We start from the raw sequence: 23,689 nt of genomic DNA, 5'->3' as shown, positions 1-23,689 counted from the left end.
CAAGGCATAGTAGCTCAAAATTTATTTTATTTATCTTTTGCTTCTTTTAAAAGGTCACCCAGAGTTGATCCTGAGGCTTGAGTTGACTGACTATTATAGTCATCCATCGCAGCCTTCTCTTCAACAGAGTCTTTTGCCTTCATGCTAAGATTAACTTTCCTAGTTCTCTTGTCAATCATAGTAATAGCAACCTCAACCTCTTCACCTGCCTTAAGAACAGTGGAGGCATCTTCAACTCTATCTTGAGAGATTTCAGAGGCTTTAAGATAGCCAGTAATCCCTTCAGCAAGCTCAATTACAGCGCCTCTTGCGTCAACTTCTTGAATTGTGCCTTTAACAATAGAGCCCTTCGAGTTAGATGAAGCGTATTGAGAGAAGTTATCAGACGTTAACTGCTTGATGCCTAATGAAATTCTTTCTTTTTCAGCGTCGATATTAAGGATAACAACATCAAGCTCTTGGCCCTTAGAGTAGGTTGAAACAACCTGATCAGCAGATTGCTTCTCCCATGAAATGTCGGCCAAATGAATCAGTCCATCGATTCCACCAGGAAGCCCTACAAAAAGACCAAAATCAGTAATTGACTTAACCGTTACATTGATAGTGTCGCCTTTGTTATGTGAAGACTCGAATGCCTCCCAAGGGTTCTCTTTGGCTTGCTTCATGCTCAGAGAAATTCTGTGTTTTGATTCTTGAACATCAAGCACCACAACGTCAACTTCTTGACCAAGCTTAACGAACTTCGAAGGCCTTGCGTTTGCATTTGTCCAATCCATTTCACTGACGTGAACTAACCCTTCAACACCCTCTTCGATTCTCACAAATGCACCGTAATCAGTCAGATTTGAGACCACACCTGAAACTTTCTTACCCATCGGTAGGCGCTCAGATATATTATCCCAAGGGCTTGGCGTTAACTGCTTAAGTCCAAGTGAAACTCTCATTTTTTCTTTGTCATAGCTAAGAACTTTGACCGTTATTTTGTCACCAATAGAGAGTTTCTCTGATGGGTGGTTAACTCTCTGCCATGAAATATCTGTAATGTGAAGAAGTCCATCTACACCACCGAGGTCAACAAAGGCACCGTAGTCAGCAAGATTCTTAACAATACCCTCAACCTCTTTGCCAGTATCAAGATTCTCAATAAGGGCCTCTCTGTCAGCAGAATTAACTTCCTGCATCACAGCCTTTCTAGAAATTACAATGTTGTTTCTGACTTCGTCCATCTTAATGACAAGTGCTTCAATTTCTTGACCTAACAAGAAGTCAAAATCTTTTACTGGTCTAACGTCAACTAGTGAACCAGGCAAGAAGGCCTTTATTACACCAATATCAACAGTCATTCCACCTTTGACAGATCCAGTAACAATACCCTTCACAACTTCTTTTGAGTTCATCGCAGCCTCAAGCTCTTGCCACATCTTAATGCGCTTAGCTTTCTCTCGTGAAAGGAGTGTATGGCCTAGGCCGTCGTCAATAGACTCAAGGGCAACTTCAACAACATCACCTTCAGTGATTTCTAGTTCGCCTTTGACATCTTTAAATTCGTTTAATGAAATAAAACCTTCAGATTTAAGTCCAACATTGATGATCGCTTTTTCACGATTCATGCTGACGACTGTACCCATTAACAGGGCGCCCGGTTTTACGTTTTGTTGTATTTCGCTATTCTCAAATAGCTCGGAAAATGATTCTGACATAATATCTCGATGTTGACCGCTAAATGTTAAGTTGTATCGGTTTAAACTTAACTCTTATCGGGTTAATTAAAAAAAGGTTTGACCGCTCAAACCTTAACTAGCGCCATTACTTTCGTAACCACTTCATCAACCGTTAGATCAGATGTATCTATGATTAATGCGTCTTTAGATGGCTTTAGGGGGGAGTGTTTGCGACTTGCGTCCCTTTCATCTCTTTTCCTAACGTCTTCTAAAGTGTGCGAAATGTTACCAGTTATGCCTCTTAGGTGCAACTGTTTTAGCCTTCTTTTGGCTCTTTCTTCAACATTTGCGGTTAAAAAAACTTTATAAGGCGCATCTTTGAAGACAACTGTCCCCATATCCCTCCCATCAGCAACGAGTCCAGGTAGTTTTCTGAAGTCTTGCTGCCTTTTAAGGAGTGACTCTCGTAGAGGTCCAATCATTGCAAACTTTGATGCAAGCTCTGCTGTTTTTTCTGTTCTGAGCTCTGAAGAGACGTCTTGATTATCAAGATATACCCCTAAGATATTATTTGCAGAATCTGGCGCAAATCTGAGGTCTAAGTTTGAAGCGAGCTCTAGTAGCTGCTCTGTATTATCAATTTGAATATCTCTTTTGGAGGCTGCTATTGCAAAAGCACGATAAATTGCACCAGAATCTAAAATATGCCATTTGAGCTCAGCTGCTACAATATTAGCGACAGTGCCTTTTCCAACTCCGCTTGGGCCATCAATTGTTAGAACTGGAATCATATGTGGGAGCTAGTAACCCGCTTCTGGATTATTTCTCATACTCTGGTCTCATATGAGGAAACAACAGGACATCTCTGATAGAAGCTGAGTTTGTAAACAGCATGACTAATCGATCGATTCCAATACCCTCTCCTGCAGTTGGAGGCATGCCATATTCGAGCGCTCTAATGTAGTCAGCATCATAGTGCATTGCCTCGTCATCTCCGGCATCCTTTTCGTTAACCTGGTCACGGAATCTTTGTGCTTGGTCCTCAGAATCATTGAGCTCAGAAAACCCATTGGCAATTTCTCTTCCGCCAATAAAGAGCTCGAAACGATCCGTGATAAATGGGTTGTCATCGTTTCTTCGCGATAGCGGTGACACTTCAGTTGGATACTCAATCACAAAGGTGGGCTGAATCAGTTTCTCTTCAACCGTTGCCTCAAATATTTCAATTTGCACCTTGCCTAGACCCCAGCTCTCTTTGATATCAATGCCTAGAGATTTGGCAGTCTTTTTGGCGTTGTCCTCAGACAAATCTATGGCTGATAGAGATGGGTTATGTTTCAAAATTGAATCAAAGACGCTGATTCTCTCAAAAGGCTTTGAAAAATCAAACTCATCGCCCTGATATTGTATAGTCTCTGATTGACAAACATCAGTCGCGATACCTCTCAATAGATTTTCTGTGAGGTCCATGTAGTCGTGGTAGGTTGCATAGGCCTGATAAAACTCAGCCATTGTAAACTCTGGATTATGTCTTGGAGAGAGCCCCTCATTCCTAAAATTTCGATTAATTTCAAAGACTCTATCTAGACCGCCCACTACCAATCTTTTAAGGTAAAGCTCAGGAGCAATTCTAAGGTAAAGATCCATATCAAGAGCATTGTGATGAGTAATGAATGGTTTAGCAGCAGCTCCTCCAGGAATGACCTGCATCATTGGCGTTTCGACCTCAAGGTAGTCATGATCAAGAAAGAACTGTCTGATGTAAGAAATGATTTTTGACCTGAGCTTAAAGACTCTTCTTGAGTCTTCATTCATAATCAGATCGACATACCTTTGTCGATAAATGGTTTCTTGGTCTGACAAGCCATGAAATTTCTCAGGTAAGGGCCTTAGAGACTTCGTCAATAGTCTAATCTCGCTGACTCTGACTGAGAGCTCTCCAGTCTTAGTCTTGAAGAGAGTTCCTGTGGCTCCGATAATATCGCCAATATCCCATTTCTTAAACTGCTCGTTATAGTAGCCATCTTCGAGCTCATCTCTGGTGACAAATAGCTGAATCTGGCCTGAGGTATCCTGGAGCTGAACAAAGCTGGCTTTCCCCATAATCCTCTTGAGCATGATGCGCCCAGAGACCGTTACCGATTCATTCAGCTCTTGCAGCTCGTCATTGGTCTTGCTATCAAAATTGGTGTGGATCTCAGAAGATAAATGGAGCGGAGTAAAGTCATTAACGTAGGGGTTACCAGATTCTCTGAGTAGTGCTAATTTAGATTTTCTCTCAGCTATTAATTTGTTTTTGTCTTGGTCGCTCACTGTTATCCTATTTTTTTGATTGTTCAATTTCTTGTTTAGCTAGCTTCTGTGCCTTTGCAAAATCTTTGTCAGCTAAATCACTTTGTCCAAGTCTTTTGTAGACAGAGCCACGATTATAGTATGCCTGATAAAAATTATTATCTAAATCAATTGCTTGGCTCAAGTCTTTCAAAGCATGATTATCATCTGCTATTTTAGAGTATGCATTGCCGCGATTATAATAAGCTGCAATATATTTTGAATCGATTGATATTGCCTCAGTGTAGACTCTGATGGAATCTTTACTTTTGTTAAGGCGGTCATAACAGTTCCCAAGGTTGTTGAGTGCACCAACGTCGTCTGGCTTAAGCTTTAACGCAGATTTAAAAAAACCAATCGCCTCATCAAAGTTCTCTTTCTCTTGCTCCATATAGGCTAGACAGAAAAAAGCTTCTGAGCTGTTGGGGTTCGCCTTGATGGCTTTTGCCATTGATTCATAGGCGAGGTCACCGTTTCCTTGCTGCAGGTGAAGGTTACCGAGATTTAGGTGTGCATTAGCCGATAAGTCCTGGGTAATTGATTTTTGGTTTATCAGTGCATTCCATGACTGAATGGCTTGAGAGAGTTGCCCATTTTTTTGGTGAGTATAGGCCTTAACTATCAAATCACTGATTTCGTTTTCATTCATATTTTTTACTTTAATAATTTTTTGGCTCTATCGAGATCACCGTCTACATCAATCTTTTTTTCTTTATTTGCTCGAGTCGATCGAAACAAAAACAGAAGAGAGATGATCAAAACCAATACTGGGGCAAACCATAAAACATAAGTCTTGGAGTTGACTGGTGGCTTATAGACCACAAAGTCACCATACCGCTCCACCATGAACGAGTATATCTCTGAGTCGCTCTGACTATCTATAATCATGTCACGTACCTTTGCCCTTAGGTCTTGCGCCAGGTCTGAGTTAGATCCACCAATGCTCTGGCCTTGGCAGACTGGGCAGCGAATGTTTTCAATGAGTTGTGTATATCGACTCTGCTGCTCTTGAGTTTCAAAGCCACTTGCCTCAATACTTTCAGCAAAAGGTGCTTGAATAAGCAAAAGTCCAATAACAAAATGAATAAAATAACGCATTAGTAAAGCTGTTATTTAAAGTTACAATTTTAACTTATGCCACTTATTACCTTAGACAATATTTCTCTGAGATTTGCTGAAAAAGTAATTCTCGACGAGATTAATGCGACCATCCATAAGGGCGATAAAATTGGACTCATTGGAAGAAACGGTGAGGGAAAATCAACCTTTTTAAAACTTTTAGCTGGTCTCATTTCAGCAGATGATGGTGACTTAAAAATACAGAATAGAACAACCATTAGCTACCTAGAGCAGCAACCACCAGAAGACAATAGCGACACCCTTTTTAATATAGTTGCTCACGGACTTGGCGATACTGGAAAAATCCTTGCAAGTTACCACGACGCCCTGAAAGAGGGAAATGAATCAAAAAGCTCTCGACTTCAAGAGCAGATCGAAAGCCAGGATTTATGGCACTACCTCCACAAAATTGATACAATTTTAAACCGATTTCAACTCAAATCTGACACTCAGCTCTCAACACTCTCAGGTGGCTGGAAAAGAAGGGTAATGCTTGCTAAAGCTATTATTCAGGAGCCAGACATTCTTCTTCTGGATGAGCCTACCAACCATATGGATATAACAGCCATCTTGGATCTTGAGAAAATGCTCAAAGATTTTCATGGCACTCTCCTACTCATCAGTCACGATCGCTCCTTTGTTAAGGGCATTGTAAATAAAATTTTTGATCTTGATAGAGGCAGACTATCAATCTTTGACTGCGGCTATCAGGACTATCTGAAGCGAAAGGAAAACCTTCTCAATAGTGAAGAACTTGAAAATGCGCGGTTCAACAAAAAACTAGCTCAAGAGGAGGCATGGATACGTCAAGGCATTAAGGCAAGAAGAACTCGAAATGAGGGCAGAGTGAGAGCGCTTGAGGCCATGCGAAAAAAGTTTATTAACACTCGCAAAAGGCAAGGTAATGTCAAGATTCATACCTTGGAGGATGAAAAACGAGTATCAAAAATTGTGTTTGAAGTTAAAAATATAAGCTACTCGATTAAAGAACTTGAGCTCGTAAAAGAGTTTTCTCTTCTCGTCTTAAAAGGAGAGAAAATTGGAATTATAGGCGGCAATGGATCCGGTAAGTCAACACTCATTAAACTTCTACTCGATGAGTTAAAACCGAACAAAGGCAATATCAGAAGATCAAAAACAATTCAACTCGCCTACTTTGATCAAATGAGAGAGACGCTTGATCCAAACGTAAAGGCGATGGATTTTGTATCCGGTGGAAAAGACTATATTGACATCAACGGAAAGAGTAAGCATGTCATTGGCTATTTGAGACAGTTTTTGTTTACTGGAAAACAAGCCATGGCTCCAATCAAGATGTTTTCTGGAGGTGAGAAAAACCGATTAATGCTTGCAAAAATTTTATCTCAGCCCGCCAACCTTCTGGTTCTGGATGAGCCCACGAATGACCTAGATGTTGAAACGCTTGAGTTATTAGAGGAGATGCTGGTCGATTATGAGGGCACCTTAATACTCATATCTCATGACCGTACATTTTTGAATAACATCGTCAGCTCAACTATTGTGATGGAGGGCAACGCGATTATTGAACAGTACAATGGCGGGTATGACGACTATATCCTTCAGAAAGATAACAATAAATCTAAACCCTCTGAACAACAAAGCGCCAAAGCCAAACCTAAAAAATCTTCTCAAAAGCTTTCATACAATGACCAGCAACTATTAAAATCTTTACCTGGAAATATCGAAGATTTAGAGAACGAGATTTCTATGGCTCAGAAATTACTCTCTGATCCAGACTTTTATCAGAACCCAGACGCCCAAAACTTAACGATTAACCTGAGGTCTATGGAACAAGAATTAGAACTGCTTTATGACAAATGGAGTGAACTAGACAGTGGACAATGACAACCTTCCGTTAATTGTCGATCTGGATCACACCCTTATCGATACGGACCTATTGTTTTTATCATCGCTCGGCGTTCTCACTAAGAGGCCATGGCTTTTAGGTCATTATCTTTTTTGGCTGTCAAAAGGAAAAGGGTTTTTAAAAGATCAACTCGTCAGAAGATTTGAGATTAATATTCCCGAACTGCCTTATAACGATAACGTTATCAGCTATATTATGGAGCGCAAAAAACAAGGATGTCAAATTGTTCTTGCAACGGCATCTCACAAAAACTATGCATTTGCTGTGGCAAAACACCTCAAGATCTTTGATGACGTCATGGCCACCAATAAAGACTTTAATTTATCTAGCCAAAATAAGGCTGATACATTGGTGGAGCGATTTGGCGAGAAAAACTTTGACTATATGGGGGACCATATGAGAGACCTACCAGTTTGGGAGGTATCTAGATTATCTATTATAGTCAACGCAACCAACAGAATCATTAGCAGTACAAAGCACCTTAAAACCTTGGTACTATCGAATAAGTCCTAGGATCCTTCTACCAGATAGGACAGGCCAGAAAGCACTAGAAAGATTACAAAAGTTGCGCTCAGCACCCAGGTCGCAATTTTAGATAGTGCAATATTTTTACCCATGACGCGGGTATTGAATAACCAGATAAGATAGCTAACAATGAGCGCTGCAATTAGAAGTCTTAATATAAACATAGATTCAAGTTATTTCTTTAAAGATTCTCGTATTTTAGTCGCTAATTTAAGATTAATGCCGACTACTTTTTGAAGTTCGTCAATGCTTGCATTTTCAATTTCTTGAATGCCGCCAAAATGATTCAAGAGTGCGCTCCTTTTATTGGTGCCGACGCCCTTGATCGACTCCAGAGATGACTTCGTTCTTTTCTTGGCTCTTTTTTTACGATGGTTTTTAATAGCAAAGCGATGAGATTCATCTCTGATATGATTGATTAAAAGAAGAGCCGGATCAAAAGGCGGCAAGTTTATCTTTTTAACCTTTTCCCCCTCAACTGTAATGAGTGTTTCAAGGCCTGACTTTCTTCCCTCACCCTTTGCAATACCAACCAATAGAACATTGTCGATTCCGATAGAGTTCATCACCATGATGGCTTGATTGAGCTGACCCAGTCCGCCATCAATGAACACAATATCCGGCATCTCTTTTTGTGCTTCTTGAATCCTAGAATATCTTCTATATACTGCTTGGTTAATCGCAGCATAGTCATCACCCGGAGTAATGTCCTTAATATTGAACTGTCTGTACTCACTCGTCTTGGGAGCACCCTTTTCAAAGACAACACATGAGGCCGTAGTTGCCTCTCCCATTGTATGACTAATATCAAAGCACTCCATGACCTCTGGTAGTTTTTTTAAAGCTAGAATTTTTTGAATTGCCTCGAGCTGTTTCTTTTTAGTGAATTTCAGTAAAAGGCGCTGCTTTAGATTCTCTTTAGCATTTAATGTGGCCAATTCAAGGAAATGTTTTTTATCAACCCTTGGAAGATGGATGAGCTTTGTCGAAAGGCCCTTTTCTAGAAGAGATTTGTCATTCAGCTTATGGCTGATGACTATCTCTTTAGGTGTATTCTTTCCAAGGTAATACAAAGGCAAAAATGCACCCAGCACTGTTTCATTAGAGTCATTTTTTACATTTTTCGGAAAGAAGGTTTCACTACCAATCTGCTTACCAGACCTTACAAATACAATTTCAATGCAGTGCACATTAGAATCTTTGACGATACTCAAGACATCCATGTCAGATGTGAACTGAGAGCTGTGCCTTTCTTGGATGGTTCTGAGGTTAATGAGCTGATCTCTATAGCTTGCTGCTGCTTCAAAGTCTAAATGACTAGAGGCATCCTTCATTTTTTTGGAGACCTCATTCAAAAGCTTTGTTGATTTTCCATTCAAAAAGAGGCTGACCAACTGTACATCTTGATCATACCTTTCATCTGAAATTTTTCCAACGCATGGAGCACTACAAAGGCCAATTTGATACTCTAGGCATGGGCGCGATCGTGCCCTATAAAAACTGTTGTTACATTGCCTCACTTTGAAGATTTTTTTTAGAAGAGCAAGCGCGTCCCTTGCTGCATACTTGGATGGATAAGGTCCAAAATAATGGTAGTCCTTGTTCTTCTTTCCCCTAAACATGCCAAGCCTTGGATGTTTATCATTGCTGATATAGATATATGGGTAACTCTTGGAGTCTTTAAGCAGGATATTGTATTTAGGCTTGTACTGTTTGATGAGATCGTTCTCTAGGAGAAGCGCCTGTGTTTCTGTTTTGGTTATTGTGATTGAAAAATCATGAATATTCTTTTGGAGCAATTGCGTTTTTTCATCCTGAGACGACTTATTAAAGTAATTTGAAACACGATTCTTTAAGTTTTTTGCCTTGCCAACATAGATGACATTTCCTGATTTATCAAGCATCTTGTAGACGCCAGATTCTCTTGTCAAATTTTTTAGTTTTAATTTTAGATTTTGGTTTTGCATTTCACTTATTTTTTTCACAGTTATAGTACAATAGCGTCATGAAAATTGTCCTTAATATTTTAAAGGCATTCTTGATAAACTTTCTCTTTATCGGAATAATACATGCCGCAACCCTATGTCCCTCCATTTCACCCAAAGCTGCTGGCACTTCAGCGCCAGAGCAGGTTGAAGCAATTCTCAATGACGTTGTTTGCTCCTTTATTGATCTGAATCAAAATAGTGGCGGATCAATCAAATCCACTATGAATCTAGCGAAAAAGAAAATCATCCCCTTTATTGACCTAGAACACAGCACTGAAATAGCTTTGGGGGACTATTGGAATCAACTGGATACTCAACAGAGAAAAATATTTGAAAGAGATATTAAAAATTCACTCATTGATGAGTATGTTGGTATCCTTGCTGAGATTAATCAGTGGGAGGAAATCAACATTTTTGTTGATGACAACTTTAGTCAAAATGGCAACACTGCAAGAGTTAAAGTTTCAATCTCGCTTGAAGATGACGCCAATGCAAGCGCAACAGTAACTCTTAAATTAATCAACAAAGAAAGTTGGAAACTTTATGATCTAGAATATCAATCCATTAGTATTTTAGATATAGAAAAAATTGGGTATGACTCTAAAATAAAGCGTCAAGGCATTGAAAAGTTGATTGATAAAATGCTGTCAAGCTAATAATTAAATGTATAGATTAGATATTCATGGAGGCTCTCCTCTTTCAGGAAGCATCAAGACCTCCGGATCCAAAAACGCAACGCTTCCCATCTTCTTCGCTTCCATTCTCGCAGATGGTCCGCTTAAGCTGTCGAATACCCCTCAACTGAGTGATGTTTCAACAACTCTGAGGCTGCTCATGGATATTGGATCAAACTTTGTTTTGGAGGAAGATGGATCGATCTTTATTGACTCATCAAAGCTTACTAATTTGGTAGCTGAATATGCTCTCGTTAAAACCATGCGCGCCTCTATTTTGACGCTTGGTCCAATGCTCACAAAATACAAAGAAGCTAAAATATCACTCCCTGGTGGCTGCGCTATTGGAACCAGACCGGTCAACCTTCATCTGGATGCTCTTGAGAAGATGGGCGCAACCATAGAGGTTAAGAATGGATACATTTATGCTAAGGCGAAAGAGCTTGTAGGTGCTCAAATTAATTTTGATTTGATTTCAGTTACCGCCACAGAGAATATCATCATGGCGGCGGCGCTTGCTAAAGGCATTACAACAATTAACAATGCTGCTCAAGAGCCTGAGGTGACTGATCTTATTCGATGCCTTAAAAAAATGGGTGCAAAGATTACTGGTGAGAATACCTCTTCATTGATCATTGAAGGAGTGGATCATCTTGATGGTTGTGAATACTCCATTTGTCCAGATCGAATTGAGGCTGGAACATACCTTGTTGCTGCTGCGATTACTGGAGGCAAAATTACTGTTAATAATATTGAGCCAGACTCCATGCGTGCTGTTATAGGAAAGCTCATTGAAACTGGAGCGGATATTCAGACCAATCAAAACTCTATTAAGCTCGATATGAAAGGTAAAAGGCCAAACCCAGTTAATATTCGAACAAGTGCCTACCCAAACTTTCCGACTGACATGCAGGCTCAATTTATGGCCCTTAATTCTATTGCAGAGGGAAGCAGCACCATAACTGAAACCATCTTTGAAAATCGCTTTATGCATGTGCCCGAACTCAGCCGAATGGGAGCTGACCTCAAGCTAGAAGGCAACACAGTTGTATGTAAAGGGGTAAAATCTTTGTCTGGCGCGAATCTTATGGCTACTGACCTGAGGGCATCTGCCAGTCTAGTTTTGGCTGGTCTAGCTGCTCATGGGACAACCACCATTGAGCGCGTTTATCATCTCGACAGAGGTTACGAGATGATTGAAGAAAAATTTAAAATGTTAGGCGCTGATATAGAACGCGTCCAGCACTAAGTTTTAAACAGACAACTAGAGATTAAAAAAGCATGCTTACGATTGCACTCTCAAAAGGTCGCATATTAGACCAAACCCTGCCGCTTTTAGAAGAAGCTGGGATTAGTATTCCACAAACCGAGCTGAAAAGCAGAAAGCTAATTCTGGATACTAACTTTGACGATATTCAGGTTATTATTTTAAGAGCGAGTGACGTTCCAGTATTTGTTCAGCACGGCGCTGCAGATTTTGGTATTGCCGGAAAAGATGTCTTAATCGAACACGGCGCGGATGGTGTCTTTGAGCTGCTTGATTTGGGTATATCCAAATGCAGAATGATGGTCGCCTCTGAAAAAGATAAAGACCTCAATAAGAGCTCACTTAAGGTAGCTACAAAATATGTCAGGTCTGCAAAAGAGTACTTCTATAGTCAAGGCAAGCAGGTAGAAGTCATCAAACTTTATGGCGCTATGGAGCTTGCTCCTATTGTTGGTTTATCTGACTGCATTGTTGACCTTGTTGATACCGGTAATACCCTCAAAGCAAACAATCTTGTCCCGTTAGATTTAATCTATGAGGTGAGCTCAAGACTCATTGTTAACTCAGCAGCATTTAACACCAAGCATAGCGAAATCAATGGTTGGATTCAAAAAATTAAAGAAAGTTTATGATCCATAAATTTTCTAGTCAAGACAGAGACTTTGATAGCCAACTCAATGCATTAGTAGCCTGGGAAAGCTCTTCAAATGAAGAAATTAATCGCTCTGTTGAGAAAATTATTGATGCTGTAAAACAAAATGGTGACGCCTCGGTTTTAGATTACACCAATCAGTTTGACTCTCTCAAGGCTCATTCTATTTCAGAGCTTATCATTTCTCATAATAGACTCAAAGAATCTTTTGACAATCTGGAGAGTGAGCAAAAAAATGCGCTCTCGATTGCAGCGGAAAGAATTAAGTCATACCACCTTAATCAGATTCAAGAGTCATGGACTTATAAAGAAGAAGACGGCTCCGTACTAGGTCAAAAAATAACTCCATTGCAGAGGGCAGGACTATACGTTCCTGGCGGCAAAGCGGCCTACCCTTCCTCAGTTCTAATGAATAGCATTCCTGCAAAAGTGGCCGGGGTTGAAGAGCTGATCATGGTTGTGCCAACGCCCAATGGCGTGATTAATGAATTAGTCCTTGCTGCAGCTTATGTTGCTGAGGTTGATTTAGTAATCACTATCGGCGGTGCTCAAGCTATAGCTGCTCTTGCTTATGGAACAGAGAGTATTCCAAAGGTTGACAAGATTGTTGGTCCTGGAAATATTTATGTAGCCACAGCCAAAAGACAGGTCTTCGGACAGGTTGGGATTGACATGATCGCTGGGCCTTCAGAAATACTCATTATCTGTGATGGCAATACCAATCCAGACTGGATCGCAATGGATCTATTTTCTCAGGCTGAGCATGACGAGGATGCCCAAGCAATCCTTCTGTGCCCAGATGAAGACTTTATAAAAGAGGTTGAGATGAGCATTTCAAAACTTCTTCCAACTATGGAGAGGGAGCAAATCATTAAAACCTCTCTCAAAAATAGAGGTGCTCTGATTTTGACTCAGGACATTGATGACGCTGTCAAAATCTCTAACAGAATTGCTCCTGAGCATCTCGAGCTCTCTGTTGAAGACCCAGAGTCGATTCTTGATGATATTAAGCATGCAGGTGCTATTTTTATGGGTAAATACTCTTCTGAAGCGCTCGGTGATTACTGCGCTGGAACGAATCATGTTTTGCCCACCTCCAGCACTGCAAGGTTTTCATCACCTCTAGGGGTTTATGATTTTACAAAACGTTCTAGCATTGTCATGGCTTCAAAAGAAGGGGCAAAAAAATTGGGTAAGACTGCCTCCGTTTTAGCATTTGGGGAAGGTCTACAGGCCCATGCAAAATCAGCACTCTATCGCACCGATAAAGAATAATTATCCAGGTATTGCCTGGTAATAACCGTTCTCCTTTATCACTCTAATAGGCCAATCAAACAGATTGGTTAGGTTGGTATTAGTTAAGATTTGATCTTTATCCCCATCCTCAATCACCCTGCCCTCTTTCAATAGAATGACTCTGGTGACCTCAGGTGGTATCTCATGAATGTGGTGCGTGACCAGGATCACTTTTTTCCCCATACTAATAAGCTCTCTAATAATTTCAAGGTACTGAAAGCATGTACTCATATCAAGGCCACTGGTTGGCTCGTCAAAAACTAGAACGGCTGGATCATTAACGAGTGATCTGGCAAGCAAGAATTTTCTTTGCTCTCCGGTAGATAGGGTTGAGAACTCTCTGTCTTTTAGGTTAGTGATTGATAAAAGATCCATAACCTCTTTGGCGCGATCTAGCTTAACGTCATCAAACTCCTGGTGCTGCCATATACCATCACTCGAATAAAAGCCTGAAAGTACAACATATAGACCTATCGCAGTGCTTGAATAGCCGTACTGAAGGTGCTGTGAAACGACTCCCAAGTTGGATCGAAGTTCATCCACATTCCACCTGTCTTTCTCAAAGATTTTAAGGCTGCTATTTTTATCCTCTACGATATAAAGCTCTCTATTTAGAAGCTTAAGGAGTGTTGTTTTACCAGAGCCATTTGGACCAAGAATAACTGTGCTTTGACTCTCATCTATTGTCAGTGAGAATTCGTCAAGGACTTTGTTTCTTCCTTGAAATACCGTTATATTTTGAAAATCGATAATATTCATCAATATCCACTAAAACATCAAATAGCAAAGAAGCTTGGTAATCATACCATGAGATTTAAGGGCTGCTTTAATTAGCTTTCTTGAAACTCAGGCGCGGCAATAGTTGAGACAAGAACATTCCTGCTAGCATCAGTGCACAGCCAATAAGTCCTCGAGTTGACAAGTTTTCATCCAGGATAAGCCAACCACCAAGGACAGCAAATGCTCCCTCTAAACCCAAAATAATAGCTGCATGTGAGGATTTGGCATGCTGCTGAGCAACCACTTGCAGCGTGTACCCTACTCCAATCGACATAATGCCGGCATAGAGGAGCGGAATCGCAGTATCCACAATCATCTGCCAAGTAATTACTTCTATAGCAACTGCTATAAAAAGACTTAAGACGCCAGAGACAAAGTATTGGATCAATGAAAGCTTCAATGGGTCCATTCTCTTGGCAACATAGCCAACCACTAAAATGTGCGCGGCAAAGAAGACGGCGCATATGAGTTGAAGGAGGTCACCCCTGGCAATACTGAAGTCATCATTGATGCTCAGCAGATAGAGTCCTATGACGGCAATGAAGGCGCCCAGCCAGGTACCAGAGCCAGTCCTCTGACCAAAAAATATGGCAATAATTGGAACAAAAAAGATGTAAAGGCCAGTTATAAAGCCAGCTTTCCCTGCAGTGGTGTATTGAATTCCAACTTGCTGAAAACTCGAAGCCATAAATAAAAATAGTCCAGCAATAAAGCCTGCGAACAAGAGCTTTTTAGTGGATGTTTCTTTATTCTCTTGAGGTTTATTCTTTTTAGATAAATACCAAACGATTGGAAACAAAAAAACAGTACCAATAAAAAACCTTGCAGTGTTGAATAGAAATGGACCCATCGTCTCCATCCCCTCTCTTTGGGCAACAAAGGCAAAGCCCCATATCGCTGCTGCAAGAAGCATAAGAAGGTCTGCTCTAATTGCTTGTGATTTCATAAATTTTAATTTTTTGATTGTTTAGCACTATAAATTGAGTGAATGAATAAAGTTAAAACGACTATTACACCGCCAAATACAGCGTTATTCGACAACTCCTCCTTAAGAACGAGCCAGGCCAACAAAGTACCAATCACGGTCCCCATTGGAAAGAATATAGCGACTTCAGGTGCGGGAATGTATTGAGGTGCAATTGTAATCAATGTAAATGAGATTGCAACTAAAACACTACTGATGACAATATAAGTCATCGCTTGCGAGGTCAGTGTTAATGACTCTGCAAAGATTAATCCAACTAGGGTGATAAATAAACCATTGATCGCCATAGCTGGGACCATATTCACCTCTTTATATTTTCTGAGCAAAGTAAAAGAAAACCCACCCGTTGTAACAGATGCAAGCGCAAACAAACTTCCCTTTAAATTTAGCCCACTGGTATCTCCAGACATGACAATGTAAATTCCAAAGAAGACAACAACCATTGCTAGCCAGGTAAAAATTTTTGGCTTTTCCTTTAAGAGCAGGAACGAAACCAAGGCCACCATGAGCGGCGAAGCACTAATAATCACCAAAGTTTTAGCTAGTGTCGTGTAGTGAATAGCAAGAATAAATGTGGCGCCTCCAAGGCCAGTCAAACAGCCAATTAAAATTCCTTCTTTTCCGATACTCTTTATCTCATTTATAGCTCTTGATCCATAGCCAATGAACAGAATAATTAATATACTCAGAGCAAAAAAGATGCCTCTCCAAAACAGAATTGTAAAACTATCTGAGTCAGCCAACTTGACAAGTATCCCTTCGGGGGTGAGCACGAGGACACCAAAGAAAGCAATGAGGAGGCCTTTTAAGTGATTAGACATGACTATTGCAACAAACCTATTGCACCAACTGCTTGTCTAGTCAATTTGATTTTTGGCAAGCCTAGTGCTATACCATGAATGTAAAAACAGTGTGACGATCACAATACTGCCCCCAACAAGAGCGTTGACAGAAGGCACCTCACTAATAACATACCAAGCAATGAGAGAACCTAAGACCGTTTCTAGAGGCATTATCATCCCAACTTCAGCAGCAGGCATATACCTAGGAGCAATTGTAATCAAGCTAAACGAGATGGAGAGTATCGCTCCCATTGCAATAATGTAACCTACTACCTCAGCCGGTACAGTAATTTGATTGGCCATTAAGAATGCAATTAAGGCAGCAATAAGGCCACCAATAGCGTTGACTGGAACCATGTTGACGTGTTTATATTTTCGAGTCAGAGTAAAGGTAAAACCCATCATCACAGCGGTAATCAATGCAAAGAAGTCTCCAACGAGACTCTTGCCACCAAAGCTACCACTCATCACTATATAAATACCTATAAAAACGATGATCATAGCGGCCCAAGTGATTAGACTGGACTTCTCTTTCAGTAAAAACCAGGCAACGATTGCAATCATAATGGGGCCAGTACTAATAATGACTAGTGCGTTAGCAATTGAAGTGTAGACGATAGCAAACACAAATGTGCCTGTACTGATTCCAGAAAAAAGACCAATTACTAGACCGCCTTTTCCAATATTTTTGAACTCAGCAATAGTTTTACTTCGATACTTAATGAGAACGAGAAGAGAAACTCCAACTGCATAAAGCAAACCCCTCCAGAACAAAACAGTCCAGCTGTCAACCTCAGAGGATGCCTCTTCTACAAGCCTTATTAAAACTGAGTCTGGACTTAAAATAACTACTGCAAAAATAGTCATCAAAAGGCCTTTTAGATGGTTTGTCATGCAGCCCTCAAAATCAAAAGTAAACGCTCAAAATCTTTTGATTATGAACAGTCGACAATTGATTAAAGATTTAATTAAAGATTAAAGAATCTTTCTGATTGAAAATTTGTAAATTTGAATAGTTCCTAAGAGCAATATAAGCACCAAATATGGCACCGGACCAGATTAGGTCACCAGCAATTGTATTTTGGAAAAAAGGAATCGCCATAGTGTAACAAAGCACAAGACCTTCAAAGGTCTTTGCATACATCGGTGAAAACGCCCATACAGCAAAGTTAGTTGCAATGAAGAAGACTGTTGAGCTTGCAAGCGCAGCACCAGCAATTCTTAGAGCACCAAGCTTTCTTTGAAGGTAGTTTTTGAAAACGATTGGAAAAAGTAAAGCCAGATAAACAACAAACATCGACTTTGACCCAAACCAGTTCGCTGAAAGAGAGCCAAAAGCAAAATAGTCGCAAAGCAGCATTGTAACGACTACAGCAACAATCGCCATGTATCTTTTTACAAAAATAAAGCCTGCGAAAAGTGCAATTGCAGCCATTGGTGTAAAGTTTGGTGGATGAGGTAAAAGTCGTCCAGCGACGCCTAGGGCAATTAAGACTGCCAAAATAACTAAATAACTAAAACTTGAATTAAGTTTGTAATCTTGATTGTCCATCATTTCTCTCCAAATAATTTGAAATAATCATATCTTAAAAGGCTTCCATGTTCAAGCGAATAAATGTATCTTCAGAAAGAATAACATCATGCGCGCCTACCATAGACATTGTGCCGTTAACATACAAGGCCCAATAGGTATTCCCATCAGCCTCTACTCCGCCCAAAGACATAATCTGAGGACCAAAACTTGTATCTTTAACCCCGACAACTATCAGCTGTCTAATAGCATCATAGGCATTAATTCCTGTCTCGACCTGCTTGACTGCTGTTAAATTGATATGATCAGCCGAGGTAATTGCTAGAGACAATCGAACCGTCTCAATTGAGTTGTCAGCTGATACAGACAACGGCTGGAATGAAAACAAACCAATCAAAAATATTGCTATGATTTTGAGGTTAAGTCTCATTGAGCTTAAGGGTTGGTTAAAAGGTCGAATTTTATATCAAAAACAAGAAACTGCAAGAGGCAACAACAAAAATATTTCTAACTCAGAAAGGAAACTTCTTGTTTCCAAAGCCAGGCATTTTAGAAAGATCTGGCATGCCGCCTTGACCTTGCATCCCTTCCATTTGTTGCATCATCTTTTTCATCTTGCCGCCTTTCATTTTTTTCATTGTTTTTTGCATTTTTTCAAACTGTTTGAGCAGCTTGTTGACATGCTGAACATCAGTGCCCGACCCTGCGGCTATCCTTTTTTTACGTGACCCTTTAATGAGGTTGACATGGTTTCTTTCTTTCGGAGTCATTGAATTAATAATGGCAATCATCCTGGAGCTCTCTTTGTCACCAATCATTTGATTTTTAACACTTTGAGGCATTTGTCCCATACCTGGAAGCTTATCCATAAGGGCACCCATACCCCCCATATCCTGCATTTGAATGAGCTGGTCTCTCATATCATCCAAATCGAAGCGGCCTTTTGCCATCTTCTGAACATTTTTTTGTGCCTTTTTATGATCAACCTTCTTGGAAATCTCATCGACCAACGAGAGCACGTCACCCATTCCAAGAATCCTTGAAACCAATCTATCTGGATGAAATGGCTCCAACGCGTCAGTCTTTTCACCGACACCCATAAACTTGATTGGCTTTCCAGTAATGTGCCTAACAGAGAGCGCAGCACCGCCTCTCGCATCACCATCCGTTTTAGTAAGGATCACACCTGTTAACGGCAACACATCAGAGAACGCTTTTGCAGTATGAGCTGCATCCTGACCAGTCATTGAATCAACAACAAAGAGGGTTTCAATGGGGTTTACTTGCTTCTGAAGGATCTGTATCTCAGACATCATCTGCTCATCAATAGCAAGCCTTCCTGCAGTATCGACTAAAAGTACATCATGGAACTGAGACTGTGCTTGTTTTTTTGCATCAGCAACAATTTTTTCTGGCCTCTCATCTACAGTTGAAGGAAAAAAATCGACCTCTATCTCTTGGGCGAGAACTTTCAGCTGTTCTATCGCAGCTGGCCTATAGACGTCAGCACTAACCACCAGGACCTTCTTTTTTTGATCTTCCTTTAAAAATCGAGCTAACTTTGCAATTGAGGTTGTTTTACCAGAACCCTGGAGACCAGCAACCATAACGACCGCAGGTGGCTGAGTTGCTAGATTGAGAGACTCATTTTGTCCACCAATCACCTCTGTAAGCTCTGACTCAACTAACTTGATGAAGGCTTGAGATGGGTTTAACCCTTCGCCAACCTTAAGGCCAATAGCTTTTGTTTGAACCCTTTCAATGAAATACTTTATGACGTCAAGCGCAACATCGGCCTCGAGAAGAGATCTTCTTACCTCACGGATAGCTTCCTTGATGTTGGCTTCTGATAACTTATTTTTTCCCTGTAGGGCTTTAAAACTGTTGGATAGACGGTCTGTTAAATTATCAAACATTATGTTCTGGTTGACTGAAATATATTATTATATAAGCTTTTGCAAAGCCATTGCTAGAGATGCCATTACTACACACTCTGCCATTTATTACTTACCTGATTGCTGGTCTTTTGCTTACCCGATATTTTGTACTAGATACGGTTTCAAATCAACATAGGGTTATAGTTAATTTATTGCTCTTTGTTGCGTGCTGGTCTCATGGCTATATCTTGTTTGAGCTCTGGCAGCATGAAGGCGTATTCTTTGGATTAACGGTTAGCGTTTCTTTTGTTGCCTGGGTAGTAGCAACGCTGTTGTTTTTGACCTCATTCACTAAGCCTATTCACTCTCTTGGAATCATCGTATACCCGTTGAGTGCAATTGCAGTGATTGTCGCCTTTCTCTATCCTGGCTCAGGAGGAAAATTACTATCAATCTCAATAGCAGCACACGTATTTTTGTCCATTGGTGCATACGCTCTTCTCTCTCTGGCTGTCGGACAATCACTGCTTCTGAGCATTCAAGAGCGCTTTCTTCATGAACACAACTTCAACACTTTTGTAGATAAACTTCCTGCACTTCAAACTATGGAAGATTTTTTATATCAAACTTTAAAGATGGGCTTCTTACTGCTCACACTGTCACTCATCTCAGGCTACCTCTATATCAGTGATTTTTTCACTCAGCAACTGACCTATAAGACAATCCTATCTGTTTTGGCTTGGCTTGGTTTTGCTGGTATCTTGTTTGCACACATGGTTTTCGGAATCAGGGGCAAATTAATTGTTTTATTAACTCAAATAGCTTTTGCTGTATTGCTCTTATCTTACTTTGGAACTAAATTCTTCATAGAAGTCTTTGCCTTATGAGCTCTGAATTTAAAACACTCAAAGGCGAATGTTTATGTGGCGAAGTTTCATGGGAGCTCTCAGGCCCCTATGAATTTTTTGGGATGTGTCAATGCTCAAGGTGCAGAAAGGTAACGGGCGCTGCATTTGCAACGAACCTCTTTGTCAAAGCGAATCAATTTAGGTGGATTTCAGGTCAAGAGAATACGGGTCAATATACTTTAGAGCCGCCTAATACTTTTGGGAATGCTTTCTGTAAAAAATGCGGCTCAAGAGCGCCAAGATTTATACCCTCAAAAGGATGGATGTTGGCACCACTGGGAAGCACTATGGAAATCCCTGAAATTAAGCCAACACTCGTTTGCGCTAAAGACCACACAGACTGGTTTAGCGGTCTTGAAAAGATAGTTTAGTCAATATGAAGTACAGCAAGGAATGCCTCTTGCGGAATGTCTACCCTTCCAATCGACCTCATTCTTTTCTTGCCCTTCTTTTGCTTTTCGAGTAGCTTTCTTTTTCTGGTTATATCTCCGCCGTAACACTTTGCGGTCACATTCTTTCTGAGCGCCTTAACGTTAGTACGAGAAATAATCTTAACTCCAATGCAGGCCTGAATTGCAACATCAAACATTTGTCTTGGAATAAGCTCTTTCATTTTTCCAGCAATCTCTCTCCCTTTGTAGACAGAGTTATCCCTATGGATAATGAGTGCTAAAGCATCAACGCCTTCATTATTAATGAGAATATCTAAGCGGATTAAGTCTGAGGCTTGGTAGCGTTCAAACTGATAGTCCATTGAGGCAAACCCTCTTGAGACAGACTTTAACTTGTCAAAGAAATCCAAGACAACTTCATTCAGAGGTAATTCGTAAACGATAGATACCTGCCTACCCATATAGTTAATACTTTTCTGAACCCCTCTTTTTTCCACGCACAGGCTTATGACAGGGCCGACATATTCACTGGTCACCAGAATATTTGCTGTAATGATAGGCTCTCTGAACTCTGCTATGGTTTGAACTGGTGGAAGCTTTGAGGGACTATCAATTCTCGATACATTGCCCTTAGTATCTAATATTTCATAGATTACGGTAGGAGCTGTGGTGATTAAATCTAAATCATACTCACGCTCAAGCCTCTCCTGAACAATTTCCATATGCAGAAGACCTAAAAAGCCAATTCTAAATCCAAACCCTAAAGCATCTGAATTTTCAGGCTCGTACTGCAAAGCTGCGTCATTGAGTCGAAGCTTTCCAAGCGCATCTCTAAATTTTTCATAATCCTCACCCGAGGTCGGGAATAGACCAGCAAAAACACGAGGCTGGACTGGTTTAAAGCCATCAAGTGGCAACTCAACAGGGTTTTTACTGCCTGTAATCGTATCACCAACTGGCGCGCCATCAATATTCTTAATGCTAGCAATCAAGTAGCCAACCTCACCCGCCTTGAGGCTTTCTGTTTTAGTTCTCTTGGGAGTAAAAATACCTACCTCATCTACCAGGTGCTCATTTTTATTGGAAAAGATTTTAATTTTTGTTTTGGCCTTGATCTCGCCATCGATGACTCTAATTAAGGAAACAACTCCAAGATAGTTGTCAAACCAAGAGTCAATAATCAGCGCCTTGATTGGGGCATCCAGTTCACCCTCGGGTGATGGAATCTTTTCTACAATCTGTTCTAATATTTCTTCTATACCAATTCCAGATTTAGCACTCGCATGAACTGCATCATGCGCCTCAACCCCTACAACATCTTCAATCTCATCAACCACTCTCTCAGGCTCGGCGGCTGGGAGATCTATCTTGTTTAGAACAGCTAAAACCTCTAATCCCTGATCTATTGCAGTGTAACAATTCGCAACAGTCTGAGCTTCAACACCTTGTGAAGCATCTACAATGAGTAAAGCACCCTCGCAGGCTGAGAGCGAGCGAGAGACCTCGTATGAAAAATCTACGTGTCCAGGAGTGTCGATAAAGTTGAGCTGATAAGTCTCACCATCCCTTGCCTTATAATTCAAAGAGACGCTTTGAGACTTAATTGTAATCCCTCTCTCCTTCTCAATATCCATAGAGTCAAGAACCTGTGAGGACATCTCTCGATCAGTTAAACCGCCACAGAATTGAATGAAGCGATCAGCAATGGTTGACTTGCCGTGATCGATGTGAGCAATGATAGAAAAATTTCGGATTTTTGGCATATCAATGATAAAATGAATGCTTTTAATTTAAACCATGAGATTATATCGTATATGAATAAAGTAAACCCTACTACATGTGTCGCAACAAGTGATCAAAATGTCAATATTCCTGATGACCAAGGAAGAAACATTGTTCTCTACTTCTACCCTAAGGATGACACTCCAGGATGCACTATTGAAGGCAACGACTTTACTAGGCTCAACGACGCTTTTGCTGAGAATAATTCTGTTGTATACGGCGTCTCTAGAGACTCCATCGCATCCCATGAAAAATTCATCAACAAATTTAATTATACGATTGACCTGATCTCAGATGAAGATGAGTCTCTTTGTAAGCAGTTTGATGTACTCAAGCTCAAAAAAATGTATGGCAAAGAGCATATCGGAATAGTCAGATCTACTTTTGTAATAAGTCCTGATGGTGATATTCTCAAACAATGGGACAAAGTTAAAGTTGATGGGCACGCTGAGGAAGTTCTAGACTTTGTAAAGTCGCTATGAATTCAAACGTTGATCACGAAGAGGTAAATAAATTTGCAGCACTAGCAGCGCGCTGGTGGGACAGAGATTCTGAATTTAAACCGCTTCATGACATTAACCCGCTTCGTCTAAACTATATCAAGGAGCAGTGCGGAGGTAATCTCGAAGGAAAACGCATACTTGATGTAGGCTGTGGTGGTGGAATACTGAGTGAATCCTTAGCTCTTGAAGGCGCTACTGTGGTTGGAATTGATCTTGCTGAAGCTGGCCTTGAAGTTGCCAAACTTCACCTCCTTGAGTCAGGTCTCGATATTGAATATCAATCAATATCTGCTGAAGACTTAGCTAAATCTGAAACCGAATCTTTTGACGTTATTGCCTGCCTTGAGATGTTAGAGCATGTCCCGGATCCTTCACTTGTGATTGAGGCTTGTTCGAAATTAGTTAAGCCAAGTGGGAGGATTTTCTTCTCAACAATTAACAGAAATCCAAAGTCTTATTTCTTTGCAATAGTAGGCGCTGAGTATGTCTTAAATCTTCTACCTAAAGGGACCCACAACTATCAGAAATTCATTCGTCCAAGTGAAATCGATGAGTGGGCAAGATTGTCCAATTTATCAATCAGCTCGATGATTGGAATGACCTATAACCCAATTACTAAGAAATATAAGCTGGGTGATGATGTCAGCGTTAATTACATGACGCAATACAAAAAAATAAACCTATAGTT

Annotated in this window: 25 protein-coding genes; 10 read left to right on the top strand and 15 right to left on the bottom strand. The window is 40.5% G+C overall.

Features of this window, described 5'->3' with window-relative positions:
- Positions 1 to 26 precede the first annotated feature (26 nt).
- The 5 genes from rpsA to ACMAZA_RS03590 all read right to left on the bottom strand — a co-directional run bounded on the left by rpsA (position 27) and on the right by ACMAZA_RS03590 (position 5,090).
- Positions 27 to 1,703: a 30S ribosomal protein S1 gene (rpsA, locus tag ACMAZA_RS03610; protein ID WP_435190464.1), complete on the bottom strand. Its 1,677-nt coding sequence runs from the start codon at positions 1,701 to 1,703 to the stop codon at positions 27 to 29.
- Positions 1,704 to 1,786: 83 nt separating this feature from the next.
- Positions 1,787 to 2,452 (bottom strand): (d)CMP kinase, encoded by a 666-nt coding sequence (cmk, locus tag ACMAZA_RS03605; RefSeq protein ID WP_435190113.1) that lies wholly within the window; start codon positions 2,450 to 2,452, stop codon positions 1,787 to 1,789.
- Between the two features lie 28 nt (positions 2,453 to 2,480).
- A complete protein-coding gene (lysS, locus tag ACMAZA_RS03600; protein WP_435190111.1) occupies positions 2,481 to 3,974 on the bottom strand; it encodes a lysine--tRNA ligase in 1,494 nt (497 codons plus the stop codon).
- Between the two features lie 7 nt (positions 3,975 to 3,981).
- Complete coding sequence (locus ACMAZA_RS03595) at positions 3,982 to 4,641, bottom strand: tetratricopeptide repeat protein (protein WP_435190109.1); 660 nt, start codon at positions 4,639 to 4,641, stop codon at positions 3,982 to 3,984.
- Positions 4,642 to 4,646: 5 nt separating this feature from the next.
- Positions 4,647 to 5,090: a cytochrome c-type biogenesis protein gene (locus tag ACMAZA_RS03590; protein ID WP_435190107.1), complete on the bottom strand. Its 444-nt coding sequence runs from the start codon at positions 5,088 to 5,090 to the stop codon at positions 4,647 to 4,649.
- Between the two features lie 36 nt (positions 5,091 to 5,126).
- On the opposite strand from ACMAZA_RS03590, the gene ACMAZA_RS03585 reads away from it, so the two are divergent.
- Both ACMAZA_RS03585 and ACMAZA_RS03580 read left to right on the top strand, forming a co-directional pair.
- Positions 5,127 to 6,977 carry an ATP-binding cassette domain-containing protein gene (locus tag ACMAZA_RS03585; RefSeq protein WP_435190105.1) on the top strand — a complete coding sequence of 617 codons (1,851 nt, stop codon included), beginning with the start codon at positions 5,127 to 5,129 and terminating at the stop codon, positions 6,975 to 6,977.
- Positions 6,967 to 7,512 carry a hypothetical protein gene (locus ACMAZA_RS03580; RefSeq protein WP_435190103.1) on the top strand — a complete coding sequence of 182 codons (546 nt, stop codon included), beginning with the start codon at positions 6,967 to 6,969 and terminating at the stop codon, positions 7,510 to 7,512. Before ACMAZA_RS03585 ends, ACMAZA_RS03580 begins: the two co-directional genes overlap by 11 nt.
- Here the strand turns inward: ACMAZA_RS03580 and ACMAZA_RS03575 are convergent.
- Positions 7,509 to 7,688, bottom strand: coding sequence for a hypothetical protein (locus ACMAZA_RS03575; protein ID WP_435190101.1), 180 nt, complete (start codon positions 7,686 to 7,688; stop codon positions 7,509 to 7,511). The genes ACMAZA_RS03580 and ACMAZA_RS03575 overlap by 4 nt on opposite strands.
- Before the next feature lie 9 nt (positions 7,689 to 7,697).
- Positions 7,698 to 9,491, bottom strand: coding sequence for an excinuclease ABC subunit UvrC (gene uvrC, locus ACMAZA_RS03570; protein ID WP_435190099.1), 1,794 nt, complete (start codon positions 9,489 to 9,491; stop codon positions 7,698 to 7,700).
- A gap of 38 nt (positions 9,492 to 9,529) precedes the next feature.
- On the opposite strand from uvrC, the gene ACMAZA_RS03565 reads away from it, so the two are divergent.
- From ACMAZA_RS03565 to hisD, 4 genes are read left to right on the top strand one after another with little or no spacing between them, the layout of a single operon-like run.
- Positions 9,530 to 10,168: an MlaC/ttg2D family ABC transporter substrate-binding protein gene (locus ACMAZA_RS03565; protein WP_435190097.1), complete on the top strand. Its 639-nt coding sequence runs from the start codon at positions 9,530 to 9,532 to the stop codon at positions 10,166 to 10,168.
- 7 nt (positions 10,169 to 10,175) lie between these two features.
- A complete protein-coding gene (gene murA / locus ACMAZA_RS03560; RefSeq protein WP_435190095.1) occupies positions 10,176 to 11,435 on the top strand; it encodes a UDP-N-acetylglucosamine 1-carboxyvinyltransferase in 1,260 nt (419 codons plus the stop codon).
- 32 nt (positions 11,436 to 11,467) lie between these two features.
- Entirely contained in the window at positions 11,468 to 12,085 is a 618-nt protein-coding gene (gene hisG / locus ACMAZA_RS03555) for an ATP phosphoribosyltransferase (RefSeq protein ID WP_435190093.1), read from the top strand.
- The gene (gene hisD, locus ACMAZA_RS03550; protein WP_435190091.1) at positions 12,082 to 13,380 is read left to right on the top strand and encodes a histidinol dehydrogenase; all 1,299 of its coding nucleotides are present in this window, start codon (positions 12,082 to 12,084) and stop codon (positions 13,378 to 13,380) included. The genes hisG and hisD overlap by 4 nt, the downstream gene beginning before the upstream one ends.
- Here the strand turns inward: hisD and ACMAZA_RS03545 are convergent, their stop codons facing one another.
- From ACMAZA_RS03545 to ffh, 7 genes are all read right to left on the bottom strand, one after another.
- A complete protein-coding gene (locus ACMAZA_RS03545; RefSeq protein ID WP_435190089.1) occupies positions 13,381 to 14,160 on the bottom strand; it encodes an ABC transporter ATP-binding protein in 780 nt (259 codons plus the stop codon).
- 67 nt (positions 14,161 to 14,227) lie between these two features.
- A complete protein-coding gene (locus ACMAZA_RS03540) occupies positions 14,228 to 15,127 on the bottom strand; it encodes a DMT family transporter (protein ID WP_435190087.1) in 900 nt (299 codons plus the stop codon).
- A 5-nt stretch (positions 15,128 to 15,132) separates the two neighbouring features.
- The gene (locus ACMAZA_RS03535) at positions 15,133 to 15,987 is read right to left on the bottom strand and encodes a DMT family transporter (RefSeq protein ID WP_435190085.1); all 855 of its coding nucleotides are present in this window, start codon (positions 15,985 to 15,987) and stop codon (positions 15,133 to 15,135) included.
- A 36-nt stretch (positions 15,988 to 16,023) separates the two neighbouring features.
- A complete protein-coding gene (locus ACMAZA_RS03530; protein ID WP_435190083.1) occupies positions 16,024 to 16,902 on the bottom strand; it encodes a DMT family transporter in 879 nt (292 codons plus the stop codon).
- Between the two features lie 70 nt (positions 16,903 to 16,972).
- Positions 16,973 to 17,563, bottom strand: a complete 591-nt coding sequence (locus ACMAZA_RS03525) for a DUF6580 family putative transport protein (RefSeq protein WP_435190081.1) — start codon at positions 17,561 to 17,563, stop codon at positions 16,973 to 16,975.
- 31 nt (positions 17,564 to 17,594) lie between these two features.
- Positions 17,595 to 17,969 carry a DUF4430 domain-containing protein gene (locus ACMAZA_RS03520; RefSeq protein ID WP_435190079.1) on the bottom strand — a complete coding sequence of 125 codons (375 nt, stop codon included), beginning with the start codon at positions 17,967 to 17,969 and terminating at the stop codon, positions 17,595 to 17,597.
- Between the two features lie 82 nt (positions 17,970 to 18,051).
- Complete coding sequence (ffh, locus tag ACMAZA_RS03515; protein WP_435190077.1) at positions 18,052 to 19,455, bottom strand: signal recognition particle protein; 1,404 nt, start codon at positions 19,453 to 19,455, stop codon at positions 18,052 to 18,054.
- A gap of 59 nt (positions 19,456 to 19,514) precedes the next feature.
- Between ffh and ACMAZA_RS03510 the strand changes: the two genes are divergently transcribed.
- Together ACMAZA_RS03510 and ACMAZA_RS03505 are read left to right on the top strand one after the other, a co-directional pair.
- Positions 19,515 to 20,303, top strand: a complete 789-nt coding sequence (locus tag ACMAZA_RS03510; protein WP_435190075.1) for a cytochrome C assembly family protein — start codon at positions 19,515 to 19,517, stop codon at positions 20,301 to 20,303.
- Positions 20,300 to 20,695 carry a GFA family protein gene (locus tag ACMAZA_RS03505; protein WP_435190073.1) on the top strand — a complete coding sequence of 132 codons (396 nt, stop codon included), beginning with the start codon at positions 20,300 to 20,302 and terminating at the stop codon, positions 20,693 to 20,695. Before ACMAZA_RS03510 ends, ACMAZA_RS03505 begins: the two co-directional genes overlap by 4 nt.
- On the opposite strand, the gene lepA is transcribed toward ACMAZA_RS03505, so the two are convergent.
- On the bottom strand, positions 20,692 to 22,479 hold the full coding sequence (lepA, locus tag ACMAZA_RS03500) for a translation elongation factor 4 (RefSeq protein WP_435190071.1): 1,788 nt from the start codon (positions 22,477 to 22,479) through the stop codon (positions 20,692 to 20,694). The genes ACMAZA_RS03505 and lepA overlap by 4 nt on opposite strands.
- A gap of 51 nt (positions 22,480 to 22,530) precedes the next feature.
- On the opposite strand from lepA, the gene ACMAZA_RS03495 reads away from it, so the two are divergent.
- Positions 22,531 to 22,980: a peroxiredoxin gene (locus ACMAZA_RS03495; RefSeq protein ID WP_435190069.1), complete on the top strand. Its 450-nt coding sequence runs from the start codon at positions 22,531 to 22,533 to the stop codon at positions 22,978 to 22,980.
- Positions 22,977 to 23,687 carry a bifunctional 2-polyprenyl-6-hydroxyphenol methylase/3-demethylubiquinol 3-O-methyltransferase UbiG gene (ubiG, locus tag ACMAZA_RS03490; RefSeq protein WP_435190067.1) on the top strand — a complete coding sequence of 237 codons (711 nt, stop codon included), beginning with the start codon at positions 22,977 to 22,979 and terminating at the stop codon, positions 23,685 to 23,687. Before ACMAZA_RS03495 ends, ubiG begins: the two co-directional genes overlap by 4 nt.
- Positions 23,688 to 23,689: the final 2 nt, after the last annotated feature.

It is taken from the genome of Pseudothioglobus sp. nBUS_23 (assembly GCF_051201565.1).
Classification (GTDB): domain Bacteria; phylum Pseudomonadota; class Gammaproteobacteria; order PS1; family Pseudothioglobaceae; genus Pseudothioglobus.
Note: the sequence above shows the minus strand (reverse complement) of the source record. Positions and strands in the feature narration are given on the sequence as shown.